Raw genomic sequence first — 15,568 nt, 5'->3', positions numbered from 1 at the left:
ACGCCCTGCTCGATTATTTCATTAGAAGCCATTATTTTCAGACAATCGTTTATACCATCTGCCTGATTTCTTAATCGTTCGCTTTAAATTGTTCTTTAAATCTACTTCTACTAATCCGTAACGATTCTTATAGGCGTTCGTCCATGACCAGTTATCCATAAATGTCCAAAGATGATATCCAAGGCAATTTGCTCCTTCTTCAAGAGCTTTATGAACCCATTTCAAATGTTCCTGGATAAACTCGATGCGATAATCATCTTCGATGAAACCCTGATTATTTCGAAATTTCTCTTCCCCTTCAACACCCATTCCATTTTCTGAAATGAAGAAAGGGATATTATCATAATGATCGCGAATATCGATCATTATGTCGTATATGACTTCTTCACAAATCTCCCAGCCGCGATGCGGATTGATTTTTCGCCCCGGCATCAAATACGGATCAAAGAGATGTTCCGGCATAAACGGAACGTCTATTGCTTCCGGCTGCTCTTTTGCTTTCACACGGCGCGGCTGGTAATAGTTCACACCAAGAATATCTATGGGATGATTACGAATGACGTCCAAATCTCCCTGTTCTACCACCGGCAAAAGCTCTCTATCTCTTAAAATATCAATTAACTCCTTCGGGTATTCACCCTTTGTTACAGGATCAAGGAAGCTTCGATTAAAGAACAAATCGGCAATATGAGCAGCCTTCACATCATCTGCTTCTTCACTTCTTGGATAGGAGGGCGTTAAGTTAAGAATAATCCCAATTTGGCCATCAAGATTCATCTTTCTAAATGACGCAACCGCTTTTGCATGAGCAACAATCGTATTGTGGGCCACCTGTGCCCCTCGCTTAAAATCTACTACTCTCGGAAAATGTAAATTATATAAATAGCTGGCCTCAACAGGGACAATTGGTTCATTAAAGGTAAACCAATGCTTTACCCGGTCCCCAAACAAGGAAAAGCAGGTTTCGGCAAAGTTTACATAGGCATCGACAACTTCCCGGGACTCCCAGCCGCCTTTTTCCTGCATGCACATGGGCATATCAAAGTGGTATAAATTCATGAACGGCTCAATATCATTGGCAATTAACTCATTAATGACCTGATTGTAAAAATCCACTGCCTGTTGATTGATTTTGCCCACACCTTCCGGAATCAACCTTGACCATTGAATCGAGGTGCGGAAGGAATTATGACCCGTTTCCTTCATAAGTTGAATATCCTCTTTGTAGCGATGATAGAAATCGGATGTGTTCACCGGTCCTACCTCATTATGAAAACATTCCGGCTCTATGCTATACCAATAATCCCAAATGCTGGCTTTTCTACCGTCAATTAAGGCTGCACCTTCTGTTTGCGGACCAGAAGCAGCACTTCCCCACCAAAAATGCTTTGGAAAACGATAAGTTAGGTTTTCTTCATGAATATGTTTTTCCATTGTTTATCACCGTCTCTTTTTTATACTTTTTCATTACATAGGAGTTTTATATTTTTCTCCATTCACTTGGTGTCGTTCCCACCGTTTTTCTAAACTGTTTATAAAAATAAGTCGTATCGGAATACCCAACCTTTTTGCCAATTTCACCTGCTCGATAATGGGTTGTTTTGAGAAGTTCCTTTGCCCTTTCCAAGCGATATCGGTTTAAATACTCAGAGAAAACAACACCGACTTCTTTTTGAAATAATTGTCCCAGATAAATGGCATTGACATGAAACTGCTGACCCAATGTTTTTAATGAGACTCCTTGATCATAGTGCACATGTATAAAATCAAGGACATTTTGTACAATAGGACTGCGCATATTTACTTGATTAAGAATGGATAGAATTAATTCTCGGCAATATTCCTTTAAAATGGTCATCATCTGATGAATGTCTTTGCTATATACAACCTTTTCGACGGCAGCTGTATAATAGGAAAGATCGTCAGACTGCAGTGAATAATGGATATAAGAAATTAAGTCATAGGTGTATTTTTTCACTGCTTGGGGTGAAATAAAGGATGATTTTTTCGATATATCCTGAAAGTATGAATCTACCATTTTTAGTGCTTCCTCATCTGCTTTCAATATCAACTTTACAATATTATCTTTGAATTCCTGCTGCTTTTTCATTTCCTCCTGTTTATCTACCGTTATACGTTCAGATATAAGTACATTAGGATTTGAATATAATTGAAGTAAACTATATTCCCTTGCAATCGCAAAACTCTCTTCTAAATCCTCTACTGTTTTAACAGGCTTTCCCATCGATAAATAGAATAACCCTGCCTTACTTGGTTCACTATTAAAATCATGTACAAGATTTTGGTTGAATTGCATTAATTCCTCTTCGCTTGTACCTCCAAAAATAATCAGTAATTCCTGATTCGGGCTATATAGACATAGTGCTGAAAATTGGTCTTCAATATAATTCCTAATATCCTTGGAAATCTCAGCCTTATGATAATTCTCAAAACTTAAGATCGATACACTATAATATGGCTGATTGAATTGAATATTGTAAAAGGACAACCTTTCAAGACAATCATTCTTATCAATTTCACCATTTAAAAAACGCCATAACGTATTATCCTTCAATGTTGACGGTTCCTGTTCCTGATTGCCTTCTGTCACAGCATTCAATTTATCGCCTACATTTCGGATGGTCTTTAATAATTCTTCCTCATCAACAGGCTTCACTAAATAGTTTTCTATCCCTAACAACAATCCTTGCTTAATAAACTCAAACTCTTGGTACCCTGTCAAAACAATACATTTTACCTTCGGCTGAAGGATTTTCACTTCTTTTATTAATTCTAAACCAGTCATTTCTGCCATCATGATATCGGTAACGAGAATGTCAATTTGATTTTCTTTTAGATAGGATAAAGCTTCTTCGCCATTCTCAGCTGTAGACACAACCTCAAAGCCATAATCCGCCCAATCTAACAACGCCTTTAGCCCAGTTGTGATTAACGGTTCATCGTCGACAAGAAGTACCTTATACATGGCTGGTCCCCCTTACTGGAATTGACAGGGTAACAATCGTCCCTTTACTTTGGATGCTATTTAAGGAAATCCCAAACTGATTTCCGTATTTCAATTTTAGTCGTTGATGGATATTTCTTAAGCCAATGGATTTCATTTGATCCCCCTCTTCAGAATTGATATGATGGACAATTCTAGAATGCTCTTCCTCTGTCATCCCTTTACCATTATCTTCAACACTGATTTCTACCAAATCACCAAGATGCCTAGCGCGTATAAATAACTGATTATCTGTCCGATCCTTTTTAAAACCATGCACGAAATAATTTTCAATGATTGGCTGCAAAATTAATTTTTGTACAGGTGTTCGTTCAACATCACTGGGTATATCAAAGGAAACCTGTAATTTGTTAGGGTATTTAAATTGCATTAATTTTAAATACTGATTCACATACTCAATCTCAGTATATAAAGGGACTGTATTGATCGATTCTAACGAATAGCGGAACAGTTTGGATAAATGGAATATCATTTTACTAGAAGTTTTTGAACCCTCTACGACAGCTACCATTCGAATCGCCTCTAGCGTATTGAATAGAAAATGCGGATCAATTTGTGCCTGAAGTGCTTTTAATTCCGCTTCCTGCTGCTTTAGAGTTAACAGATAAAATTGTTCGATATAATTATTCAATTCATCTAACATCGAATTAATATTAACAGCGATTTTCGATAGTTCATCTTCATGCTTCGATTTTGGAATCCTTGCACCTAGGTTTCCCTTTTCAACCTGGCGAATAATGGAAACAATGTTATGAATTCGCCGTGAATAATTTCGAGTAAAGGAATAAGTGATTAAAATAGAGATAATGATGAAAAAGATGATCGCAATCCACATGGTGCCCCTGATAATCGTTAGCTTTTGCCACCCTTTATCAGGAATTACACTGACATAGGTATAATCTCCTTTGTTCGCTATCGTATTTATATAAAAACCTCTATCCTGCCAATCCATTTTTATCTCATTTGTTTCCGGTTTTATCTGATCGATTAGCTCTAAGGGAACATCACCATTATTGCACGAATAAACGACACTCCCTTCCCCATCAATCAAAAAGAAAGAAGCAGGGGATTCATCATGCTTTTTAACAATTTTGTCTAAACGGTCAGTGGAGTAGAAAATGGTAATTTCACCAATTTTCTCCAGCAAAAATGGATTATTAATAATCATCTTTTTGGTAATCGTATTCGTTAACTTTCGGCCTTTAGGCAGCCCATCTCCACTAAGGTTAGGAATTCCTCTTGAAAGAAGTGAAGATTCTAAGCTTGATGAGGAGTTAACTACGCTTTTATTCCATTTTAAATTATGATAAATGTGCAAATACTCAATCGAAGGGTTTTCAAACGAGCGGATACCAACTGCATTAATATCAGGGTCTTGTCCGAAATAAGCATTTAAATAAGTATCGATATTACTTGGAACAAATGACTGACTTTCAGAGAATTTATCCAGACGATATTTTAAATATTCCTCATATCCATTGTTAAGGGCAAAGGAGATATCATCAATCATGTCCCCATTCACATATAAATCCCTTTTAGCTCGATCAATATCAGTATCCTTTGCGGAAAGGTAATCCTCTACCCTTTCCATTGTCCTAGTATTGATATTGATTTCTTTTTGAATAATAATATCGGAGTAATAGTTGGTAATCGTCACGATTAAGATAATAACAGTCGCAATGATTGTTAGAGACGAGGTTAAAAAAAGTTTATTAAAGATATTTTGAGTGAATCTGCCTTTTCTTCTGATATCCATTTGAATTCCCCAATTGCAATAAAATCAAGCTGAGAGTCGCCGCTCAGCTTGATTTTATTATTATTTTTGTTTGCTCTTCCACTCATCAAATTGCTTTTGTATTTCCTTTAACACCTTATCGATTCCAGCTTCTTCTAACTTTTTATTGTATTTTGGCAGATATTCTTCTGGGTCAACAGATCCTGTTGCCAAGGCTGGATAGAACTCTTTAGAGATATTCGTAATTGATGCAAGTTCCGATCTCACTGGGTCACTGTTGAAGTGGAAACCGAGTGTTGGTGCTGGCTTTGCAGCTTCATTAAACTCTTTGAATTTTTCCCATTTGTCTTTCGGATCGTTTTCATATAGATTAAGGATGAAATGGTTACCTAAAGAATAAGTTGGCAAGTTGTATCGCTCAATACGTGCTGGAAGATCTTTAATCGTTCCATCCTCATTCTTTTCGTAATGAACTCCTTCAATTCCTTTATCAACAAGGTTGCGAAGATATGGATCTGTGTTAAGCAGATTTAAGAATTCCATTGCTTTTTCAGGATTTTTTGATGTTGCTGAGATAGCCTGGATAGAACCTGATACAGAATCATTAAAAGTAGTTGGTTCTTCAGCTGGTACAGAAACTACTTCATATTTAGCTGCACGTGACCATAATGCATCAGCGTATGGCTGGGAATCCCCCATACGGACAAACCAGTTTTCCACATCCATTGGCCAGCTGTCCTTACTTGTTGCAGCATCCTCTTTAAGGTATCCTGCCTTATAATAATTATGCATCGTTTTATAGGTTTGCATCGCTAAATCAGATTCAAATTGGTTAATAACATGCTCTCTGTCACCATCAATTGCGAACGCAAATGGCATTTCATTATTAAAGACATAGTCAAATGGAAGATACGCTTTAAATGTTGCCATTGGTGTAATGGAAGGTTCATTTTCTTTAATGACTTTTAGCATTGGCTCAAGGTCTTCTAAGCTTTGTACTTTTGAAATATCAAAGTTGTATTTGTCAACAAGCCGTTTATTAAATGTATAAACCGTTTGTCTTGCTGCCTCTTTATTAGTAGGAACACCATAAATTTTTCCATCAATCTTAATACCCTCTAATAACGATGGGTCGATCGCTTCTTTTAGTTCTTTGCCTTCCTTGTTTAACAGCTCATCTATCGCAAAGAATGCACCTTTTTGGGAATTTTGAACATATTCAGTACCATTAGTGAAAATAATATCAAATGGTTCCCCTGAATTAATCATTACCTGCGATTTTTGTGCCCAATCTCCCCAATCAATTTGGGTCATTTTTACGGTAGCATTAATTTCTTCCTTCAAATATTTGTTTACCTCTTCGAATACCTTAGCAGTATCCTTCTGTGGAGTTCCAATTGTGTACCATTTAATTTCATATGGTTGACCATCTTTTCCCTCTTTGTTTGAGGTAGCATTTTCTTTACCGCTGCACGCTGAAAGAATCGTACCAATGGTAAGAACGAATGCAAGAAGAAGCATTAATCTTTTTTTCATTTCAAACTCTCCTCATTCTAAAATTTTATTCTTTAACGCCGCCAATAGTCAGTCCGCTAATAAAATACTTTTGAAAGAACGGGTACGAAACTGCAATTGGTAAAGTGGCGATAACAACCATGGCCATTTTAGCTGACTCTTGTGGAATGGTATCAAACAAGCTTGACTGCATGATAGCTACATCCATATTTTGCCTCATGAATTCAAGATTTGCTTCTATTTTCATCAGTAGTGATTGCAAAGGTACTAAATTGGGTTCATCGATATACAGTAACGCCGTAAACCAATCATTCCAATAACCTAATGTACTAAACAAGGCAATAGTCGCAATTCCCGGTAAGGAAAGCGGGAAGATAATTTGGAAGAAGATCCTCCATTCACTTGCTCCATCAATCCTTGCTGATTCTAAAATCGACTCTGATACTGATTTTAAGAAGAAGGTTCTCATAATGATAATATAAAACGCATTCATTGCAAGGGGCAGAATCAATGCCCAAATGGTATTCTTCAAACCTAAAAACTGGGTGACAACAATGTAAGTAGGTACTAGACCGCCACTGAAAAGCATTGTAAAAAATGCTAGAAACGTGAAAAATCTACGATACTTAAATTGTGGTCTTGAAATGGCATAAGCATAAAACGTTATCATAAATACACTAATTATTGTGCCAACAATCGTAATAAAAATGGTCACACCGTAAGAGCGGAAGAATTGCGCCTTCATTCCCCATAGATAATGGTACGCATCAATGCTCCAATCCTTCGGGAACAATTGAAAACCGTTTCTCACGATACTCTCTTCACTAGTAAACGAAATAATGATGACATAGAAAAAGGGAAAAATGCACATAATCGCTAAAATTCCTAGTAATACACTAATAATGGTATTTACGACTGGGTGCAGGTGTTGAGGGTCTCTATACTTCTTCCTTAAAATCTTAACCCCAGCCCCTTTCATATCATTCGTTGATTGTGACAAAGCGATAGATGATTGAGTTTGCAGTTTCTTTGGCATAGTTTAGCCGCTAAGCGACCTTCCCTCCTTTCTTAGAAAAGCACAAGCTTCTAGATGCAAAGCTAGCCAATTCTTAAAACCTATTAAATAATCTAAAATAATGCACTTTCATCATCCACTTTTCTTACAATATAGTTCGTAATCATGACAAGGGTAAATCCAACGGCTGACTGATATAGACCTGCTGCCGTACTCATACCAATGTCGCCCAAATTCATAAGGCCGCGGTATACAAATGTATCAATAACATTTGTAACTGAATACAGTGCCCCTGAATCTCTTGGCACTTGATAAAAGAGTCCAAAATCAGAGTTGAATATTCTTCCGATATTCATGATTGTAAGGATAATCATTAATGGTTTAAGCATTGGCAGGGTAACGTGCTTAATCTGCTTCCACTTCGAGGCACCATCAATCATGGCTGCTTCATAATATGCTCGATCAATCCCGACGATGGACGCTAGATACACGATACTTCCGTAACCGACACCTTTCCACAGGGCCATAAACACTAGAATAAACGGCCAATACTTCGACTCGCTATACCATGAAATCGGATCGATATGGAACCAGCTAAGAACATGATTTAATAGGCCGTGATCTGTACTTAAGAATGTGAAGACAAAGTAGCTCCCGATAACCCATGAGATAAAGTGCGGAAAAAGGATGGAAGTTTGATAGACTTTTGATAACTTCTTATTCACTAGCTCGCTAAGCATGATTGCCGTTGCCACAGCCGCAATTAACCCCACTACAATAAAGATAATATTGTATACAAGGGTATTTCTGGTTATAATCCACGCATCACTTGTACTAAACAAATATTCGAAGTTTTCCCAGCCAACCCATTCACTGTTAATAACACTGGCAAAGAAACCGTCTGGGTGAATTCTGAATTTCTTAAAAGCCAAAACTTGTCCAAACATTGGTAAATAAGAAAATAATAGAAGCCAAATCGTTCCAGGCAGAACCATTAACAGCCAGATTCGGTTTTTATAAATATCACTCAGTATTTTTTTCATTTTTATCCTCCTCTCAGTTGTTGTAAGCACTTCCATACCTTTATTCTATAGGGAAAAGAGCCCTATTTATAGTTGACTAATTTGGGATTAAGTGCAAAAATCTTAGATAACTGAAATTTTGATGTTCGAGATAAATAAATAGGACCAGCTGGTGACTGCCAGCTGGTCCTGTTTTTTGATATTACAAGATTCTTATCGTCTTAATTTCATATGGTTTAATGTCAAACTCAATCGGCAATTGGCATACGTCCGCCACTGCTTCTTCCATAAGATTGGTTTCCACCCATGAAGTGATGTTTTTGCCAACCTCAAGCGTAACCTTCCCTCTTCGTCCCTCATACTCATGCAAGCGGACAATGATCCCGTTGCCATCATAAGCCGGCTTCACAGCATCAAACCAGACATGGTCAGAATTTGTATCAAGGAATGACGCTTCTTTTGTCCATTTCCCTTCTACAGCAACAATCGGATCATTGAGATCCCAAGCCTTTTCAACTGTCTTTCCATTCCGCCAGTCCCCGATATGCGGATACAGCGAATAAACAAAAGAATGGGTTCCTTGATCCGCTTCTGGGTCAGGATGAATCGCAGATTTTAATAAGGTTAAACGGATTGTATTTTCTTTGATGTCATAGCCATATTTGGAATCATTCAATAAACTTACACCATAATCCGGTTCTGATAAGTCAGCCCATTGGTGTCCAACTGATTCAAATTTGGCCATATCCCAGCTTGTATTCCAATGGGTAGGGCGCTTTACATTCCCAAATTGGATATCATAGGTTGCTTCCGTTGTTCGAACATCTACAGGGAAAGCAGCCTTTAGCAACTTCCTCTTTTCGTGCCAATCCACACTTGTGTCAAAATCAATACGGCGATCATTTTGATAAAAAACAATTGACTGCGAAATGTCAGAATGATGATACTTCCACTTCACATGAATCGTAAAGGCAATTTCGCCATTTTCAACTACTTCAAATGAGACTAGTTCGCGAATTTCTTCCATTTTTTCTTGATAAAAAAGATCAATATCCCACGCATCGTGTGCAAGTGGTTTATCCTCAAAAATTTGCAGAACGTTTCCTCTTTCATTCTCCGCTAGAACATCACGTTTTGCCTCTTTATCATAAATCCTTGTCATCTGTCCGAATTCATTCCATTCAACGAGATAAAACGGTGTTTCTAATTTGCGGTCATGATAGATAAAACTTGATTTTTTTTCTTGATCAGCTTCCTGCGGCTCAAAAGACAACGTTTTAGCACCAAAGGATGGAAGTGTATCCACTTCAACAAGCCAGCCTGCAGGAAGCTTTTGATGTGATAATACCGTTCCGTTATCATCTTTCCATACCCCCGCCTTATAATCAGCAAATTGAGGGATCACTACATTTCTCATTCCCTTATGATGTGAAGTGTTAAATAGAACCACTGAACGGTCAGCTTGGTCAATCCCGCTATTGATCACACTTGAACCTGCACTTTCGCCTATTTCTAGCGCTTCCCTGTACTCTTCCTTTGCATCCTCATATACCTCATGAATAGACGAACCAGGTATAATATCATGGAATTGATTTCGTAAAATAATTTTCCACCCGTCTTTAAGCTCCTGATCCCCAATCCACTCGCCATTTTCAGATATCCAGGAAGACAGGAATTCAACTCTTCTATATAAAAGTTCCAATTTACGATTGGTTTGTTTCATAAACGCCTGGCTTGTATACGTACCTCGATGGTATTCCAGATACAATTCGCCATCCCATTTATGGATATAGCCGTTAGACTCCGCTACATTTTGGTGAAGCTTCTCAAAAAACTCTCCAGCAGTTGACGTCTTTACATTCGGCATACCAGGCATCATGTCTAGTCTGCTTCGCATTTCAAGCATGTGGCGATTGACTCCGCCGCCGCCGTCGCCATATCCGTATGAAAGCAGCAGATCTTTTGAAAGATCCTTATCCCGATAGCCCGTCCATGCTCCTTTAACCGTTTTGGCTGTAATAAAGCCATTATACGTGTAGAACCAAGAGTCTGGACCGTTCCATGGTTCCGGTGTTGTGATAAAGTGTGTTAAAATCTCTGAACCATCGATTCCCTTCCAATAGAAGGTATCATGTGGCATGCGGTTGTATTGATTCCAGCTGATTTTCGTTGTCATCATCGTTTTGATGCCTGATTTTTTTAAGATTTGTGGCAATGCCCAGCTGTACCCAAACACATCGGGCAGCCATAAATATTCACAATCAACCCCAAATTCCTCTTTAAAGAAGGCTTTTCCATGCAAAATTTGGCGGACAAGTGACTCACCACTAGGAATATTACAGTCCGCTTCCAGCCACATCGCACCCCCTGCTTCCCACTTGCCTTCCGCAATTCTAGCTTTCATCTGTTCATAGATGTCAGGATAATCCGTTTTGATATAATCATAAAGCTGGGGCTGTGTTTGTAAGAATAAATATTCAGGGAATTGCTTCATTAAATGCAAAACAGTCGAGAAGGAACGTGCAGACTTCTCTCTCGTATTTCTTAATCTCCAAAGCCAAGCAACATCAATATGTGTATGGCCCACAGTGTGCACCGTTATATCTGATGATTTGTCAATCGATTGAAGTGCCTTGGTTAAATTCTCCTCCGCAGCATAACAGGATTCATAAAACTCATGACTCCCAGGTTCCGTCCAACTAATAAGCTGTAAGGCATTAGAAATGACTTGCTTCAAAATCGTATAGGCTGACTCCGCCTCACCTGTTTCCATCAATACTTCATACGCTGCCAAAAGGGTGTAGTATAGATTATCCACCCGCTTATCAAGCCAGCCGATTTTCGCCATCTCTAGTTTGAATTCATTGTCAACAGGAACTCCGCCGCCCTCAAGACCTGACCAAAGTCTAAAATCCAACGTGAGCGGCCCACTCGCAGTTTGTTCATCAAAAAGAACCTCTTCATGATTGGAATCGACACCTTGATAGGGTTTTCCATTTACAAATAATAATGATTCAAACCCTGAATTATTGCCACCGCCAGTCTTTCCGAAAGAGAACAGGCCGACAACCTGCCTGCTATTGTTTGGCAGGTGACAATCAACGTCCGCATGCAGCCAAATATATCGATCGCGGCCTTTCCAATAATCGCCTAGCTTCATGACACTGTTTTCATCGTAAGATACCGGCGGGTAAGCCCCAACCTTGCCGTCATCTTCCTGTGTAGTAAATTGTTCAATTGTAATGCAATCGCGATAACGGTAACCTTCTAATTCCCGAATACGTGCTTCAAACTTTCTTTCCGTCAAAAACATTCCAATCACCCCATTTAGATATTTCTATCCTTTATAATGAAAAGTTCCCTGCAGTGACGATACGATGATAAACATTGCCGCCAACTAAGCCGTCAACAATTTCCCAAGGCCCATCATGACGTAATCGTTCTTCTTCTAATTCCTCAATGGCAGAAATCCTGCCCGCGAGCCATTCTTGAATTCGATATTTTACTGAGTCAATTCTGGTAATGACGCCGCCGTAGCGAATATCGATGACCTCCCAGCCAAATGGCTTGTACGATTCAAACCATATTTTTCGGTGCTTTTGACGTAACAGATTGACATTGGTTTGAATCCAATCAAGTTCTTTAAGGAATGATTTCATTTGCTCGTAATCTTTCCGATCGTAAACTTCTTTTATCTTAATTCCGATTTCCGCCTTCACACTTAGAACCCTTGCCAATTGCTCATAAAAGTCAAATAGGCTTTCCCATTTTGGGTTGTTGTATTTTGCTTTTTCAATCTCAGAAACTAGTTTTTCATAATGCTCACCTAAGGATAGTCCTTTACTATTTTCATCGTATAATCCAATTAGTATATCCTGGTACAGCAATACTTTAGAGGTCATTGATGTATTCATATTGTCCTTCATGACGCCAGGGGTTTCATCCAACTTCTTCAAGACCATGAAATCCTCAAAGTTTCCTTCACCACAGAAGGAATAGCGCTTCGCTGTTTGTTCAAGTGTGACTTCCTTATGGTAGGTGTGCTCTGCAAATAATTGTAAGATCGGCAATGATGTAGAGAATGGTGTTTCGGCTCCATTGTCGCCCCACAGTGTAACAAACACTTCTTTAATGCCCTCTTTTTTACACGCAGCCATAGCAGCCTCTGTCGTTGCAATAGCTTTGCCATAGTTTGGGACAATCCCATTCCATGTCCACGCACCGCCGGCAAAAATCGGCGTCTGACCTAGCAGCTTATGGTGTTGAAAATCCTGCTCATAAACTTCCTGTTCTCTCCGGTAATAATTCCAATAAACAAGCTCTACATCAGGGATGGAAGTTAGTATGTCTTCCGGAATCTTGCCGAACTCATCTCGATATTTGCTGTTTTCCTGAAACAACGGAAAGTACATATCGCTCCAGATCATCGGTTTTAGATCATACTTATCCGTAATAGAAACGACCTTTTTCAAATGCCTATTCATGATATCAATATGATTCTCATAACCATGTTTCTCCAAATATTTCCCTAAGCCAAGCTGGAACGTTTCATCCATTCCGATATGAATTCGCTTGGTACGGAAAGGCAGAGAGGCTGCCCTTATACAGTTTTCCAAGAATTCATATGTCTTTGGCTCATCAACCAATAAAATGTCATCTGTGTCTTTAAAATTAGAAGCATAATTCCATTTAAGCGCTTCCCGTAAATGGCCCAGTGATTGAATACAAGGGATCATTTCAATCCCTAATTTCACCGCATAGTCATCACATGCCTTTAACTCCTCAGCCGAATATCTTCCCCGCATATATCCAAAATAAGGATGTTCCTTTACCTCGTACGTATCCTCTGTATATAGCATTAAGGTATCTAGTCCCATTAAAGCCATTCTTTGCAGCAGCTGTTCTACATCAGAAAGTGTTGGTACTGCATTTCTAGACGCATCCAACATAACACCGCTCATTGTAAACTGTGGATTCTCTGACAAGTCAAACCCTTTCTCTTTACTAAAATGTTCAAGGAATAATCCTAAGCCGCGAAAAAAGTGAATAGGCTTCTCAAAGCTAATTTCCGCCTGGCCATTGTGATTCATAACATGCAATGGACCCTTTCGCTGTTTCACCTGTACTGGATAGCCATCCTCTGAAAGTTGAACCGTTAAATTCCCTATTACAAGATTAAGCCCTTCGGCAATGGAGGATAGGTCACCGGTTAAGTGTAGTTTCATCTTTCTCCCTCATTTCATTTCATTTATATAACAAGCACTGCCGAGCACTAAGAAAGAGACATTCTTTTCTCAAGCATGTTAAACCGAATCAAGTTGACTTTCATCATCCAGTAAGCAGGTGCAACACCAGAAATAAACGGAAGTAAGCCCGGCATCCTAATTAAAAGCATGCCAATAATGAACAATCCTGCTCCGATCCATATCGTGGATGGTAATCCCGTTAAGGTAAATAAAAAGGATTGTTTTATATATTCTTTCGTTGAGAGTTGATAATGGACATAAAGCGAAAAGAAATTACCAACCGCCAATAGCAGGACAAATGCTAAGATATATAAAATGATTAATAGAAAACTAGCAAAAATCCCCGTCATGACTTGCTCTGCAATACGAATATCAACAAAGAGAAAAAGGCCAATGCTGTAAAATACAAGGCCTATTTTATTGCTTCTTTTCCATTCTTTAAAATAAACTTGCTTAAACGTCGCCCAGACAGGTATATCACTATCTTTCCTTAGCCACTTCCGGACAATGGTAAACAGGGCAATGGATGCTGGAAAAAAGCCAAAGACCCCTAACCCAAGGATGGTAAAGGCAATCCAGTATAGATTCGCCAAGATTGCCCTCCAGATCCATTCACAAACGACTATCATCCATGGAACTTTTTTCATGATCCATCACCCTTTCAAAGTATTAACTTGACTAATTTTATAGATTACTATGGCTCTTCATTAATTGGTCATAAAGCGGACTGCCTTTTACTGCTTTCCCCGTTAAACTTAAAACGAATTCACTAAACATCGTGTTTGCCCAAGCAAACCAGTCTCTTGTAAATTCCTCAGGGCAATCGGCATCAAAGCCTTCGTGCATAAAATTGGTACCGCCGTCTGTTTGTTTAAAATAAGCTAAAATTTCTTGTTTTTCTTCTTCACTCGTTGTGGTCATTCCTTGAATCGCAAGCGCAATATGCCAAATATAATGATCAGGAGTGTGCGGACTGCCAATTCCATTTGCATATTTTCCTTCGTAATAATACGGATTATCCCTGCTTAGAAGGAAGGAGCGTGTGTTTAAATAGGTCGGATCACCATATGGAAGATAACCTAAGTACGGTGCTGCAAGCAGGCTCGGAACATTGGCATCATCCATTAAATTCACTCGTCCTTCGCCATCCGTTTCGTATACAAACATGTCTCCATGAATCGGGTGGTCCAGCTTAGCGTATTGTTCAATTCCGCTTTGAATTTCTTCACGCAGCTTCAGACATTCTTCTTTGAGTGCTGTTTGGTTTATAACATCACACATTTCCGCAGCATACCCCAGGATAACTACCGCAAACATATTAGCCGGTACAAGATATCCATAGGTACAGGCATCATCACTTGGACGGAAAGCACTCCACGTCATCCCTGTCGGAACAACCCGCCCTCCTTTGCCCTCTCGGATTAACGTATCAGACTGACGGCAATCCGTACGCTCAAAGCGGTAAGGTGAATGATTTTCATGATCCTGCTCTGTCCGCCATACCTGAATAATCGTTTCCATCACCTGTTTGAACGTGTCATTTATAAGAGTCGTGCGTCCTGTTGACTTCCAAAATAGGTAGGCAAGCTGTATGGGATAGCACAAGGAATCAATTTCATACTTCCGCTCCCAAATATGCGGTGTCATCTTGGTCAGGTCCGTTTGGTGTCCCTTCCCATTTGCTGTTTGATTAAACGCATTGGCATACGGGTCATGCAAGATAAAATCAAACTGTTGGCGAATCACCCCTTCAAGTAGAGTAGCCATTTCTTCATCCTCTTCAGCAGCCAGTAAATAAGGTCTTACCTGTGCGGCTGAATCTCGCAGCCACATCGCCGGGATATCTCCCGTAATCACGAATGTCTTCCCATCTTCTTGTTTCTTCAACGTAGTGGTATACGTATTTACAAAACATTGCTCGAACATGTGCTGTAATTTTTCATCCTCTGGGAAAAATTCTTTTACATGTTGAATCAGTTTTTGCATGGATTCAGGAATTACTGTCGTCAT

10 protein-coding genes are annotated in these 15,568 nt (G+C 39.1%); all 10 read right to left on the bottom strand.

Annotated elements, in window-relative coordinates; translation table 11 throughout:
* Positions 1-21: 21 nt before the first annotated feature.
* Positions 22-1,434 carry a glycoside hydrolase family 1 protein gene (locus F4694_RS00925; protein WP_179595025.1) on the bottom strand — a complete coding sequence of 471 codons (1,413 nt, stop codon included), beginning with the start codon at positions 1,432-1,434 and terminating at the stop codon, positions 22-24.
* A 46-nt stretch (positions 1,435-1,480) separates the two neighbouring features.
* Positions 1,481-2,986 (bottom strand): response regulator transcription factor, encoded by a 1,506-nt coding sequence (locus F4694_RS00920; protein ID WP_179595024.1) that lies wholly within the window; start codon positions 2,984-2,986, stop codon positions 1,481-1,483.
* Positions 2,979-4,781 (bottom strand): sensor histidine kinase, encoded by a 1,803-nt coding sequence (locus F4694_RS00915; protein ID WP_179595023.1) that lies wholly within the window; start codon positions 4,779-4,781, stop codon positions 2,979-2,981. The genes F4694_RS00920 and F4694_RS00915 overlap by 8 nt, the downstream gene beginning before the upstream one ends.
* A 60-nt stretch (positions 4,782-4,841) precedes the next feature.
* Entirely contained in the window at positions 4,842-6,296 is a 1,455-nt protein-coding gene (locus F4694_RS00910) for an ABC transporter substrate-binding protein (RefSeq protein WP_179595022.1), read from the bottom strand.
* Positions 6,297-6,321: 25 nt separating this feature from the next.
* Positions 6,322-7,254, bottom strand: a complete 933-nt coding sequence (locus F4694_RS00905; protein WP_034673868.1) for a carbohydrate ABC transporter permease — start codon at positions 7,252-7,254, stop codon at positions 6,322-6,324.
* Between the two features lie 149 nt (positions 7,255-7,403).
* Complete coding sequence (locus tag F4694_RS00900) at positions 7,404-8,333, bottom strand: ABC transporter permease (RefSeq protein WP_034673854.1); 930 nt, start codon at positions 8,331-8,333, stop codon at positions 7,404-7,406.
* A gap of 181 nt (positions 8,334-8,514) precedes the next feature.
* Positions 8,515-11,625: an alpha-mannosidase gene (locus tag F4694_RS00895; RefSeq protein ID WP_179595021.1), complete on the bottom strand. Its 3,111-nt coding sequence runs from the start codon at positions 11,623-11,625 to the stop codon at positions 8,515-8,517.
* Between the two features lie 31 nt (positions 11,626-11,656).
* Positions 11,657-13,537, bottom strand: coding sequence for a beta-N-acetylhexosaminidase (locus F4694_RS00890; protein WP_179595020.1), 1,881 nt, complete (start codon positions 13,535-13,537; stop codon positions 11,657-11,659).
* 47 nt (positions 13,538-13,584) lie between these two features.
* Positions 13,585-14,205 (bottom strand): YesL family protein, encoded by a 621-nt coding sequence (locus tag F4694_RS00885; RefSeq protein ID WP_179595019.1) that lies wholly within the window; start codon positions 14,203-14,205, stop codon positions 13,585-13,587.
* A gap of 37 nt (positions 14,206-14,242) precedes the next feature.
* A complete protein-coding gene (locus F4694_RS00880) occupies positions 14,243-15,568 on the bottom strand; it encodes a glycoside hydrolase family 125 protein (protein ID WP_179595018.1) in 1,326 nt (441 codons plus the stop codon).

The sequence above is a fragment of the Neobacillus driksii genome, assembly GCF_013409995.1.
GTDB classification, from domain to species: domain Bacteria; phylum Bacillota; class Bacilli; order Bacillales; family Cytobacillaceae; genus Neobacillus; species Neobacillus driksii.
Note: the sequence above shows the minus strand (reverse complement) of the source record. Positions and strands in the feature narration are given on the sequence as shown.

Excerpts from the sequence above, each read along its gene's own strand:
- F4694_RS00925 (WP_179595025.1), bottom strand. The coding sequence starts at position 1,434 with ATGGAAAAACATATTCATGAAGAAAACCTAACTTATCGTTTTCCAAAG.
- F4694_RS00920 (WP_179595024.1), bottom strand. The coding sequence starts at position 2,986 with ATGTATAAGGTACTTCTTGTCGACGATGAACCGTTAATCACAACTGGG.
- F4694_RS00915 (WP_179595023.1), bottom strand. The coding sequence starts at position 4,781 with ATGGATATCAGAAGAAAAGGCAGATTCACTCAAAATATCTTTAATAAA.
- F4694_RS00910 (WP_179595022.1), bottom strand. The coding sequence starts at position 6,296 with ATGAAAAAAAGATTAATGCTTCTTCTTGCATTCGTTCTTACCATTGGT.
- F4694_RS00905 (WP_034673868.1), bottom strand. The coding sequence starts at position 7,254 with ATGAAAGGGGCTGGGGTTAAGATTTTAAGGAAGAAGTATAGAGACCCT.
- F4694_RS00900 (WP_034673854.1), bottom strand. The coding sequence starts at position 8,333 with ATGAAAAAAATACTGAGTGATATTTATAAAAACCGAATCTGGCTGTTA.
- F4694_RS00895 (WP_179595021.1), bottom strand. The coding sequence starts at position 11,625 with ATGTTTTTGACGGAAAGAAAGTTTGAAGCACGTATTCGGGAATTAGAA.
- F4694_RS00890 (WP_179595020.1), bottom strand. The coding sequence starts at position 13,537 with ATGAAACTACACTTAACCGGTGACCTATCCTCCATTGCCGAAGGGCTT.
- F4694_RS00885 (WP_179595019.1), bottom strand. The coding sequence starts at position 14,205 with ATGAAAAAAGTTCCATGGATGATAGTCGTTTGTGAATGGATCTGGAGG.
- F4694_RS00880 (WP_179595018.1), bottom strand. The coding sequence starts at position 15,568 with ATGACGACAGTAATTCCTGAATCCATGCAAAAACTGATTCAACATGTA.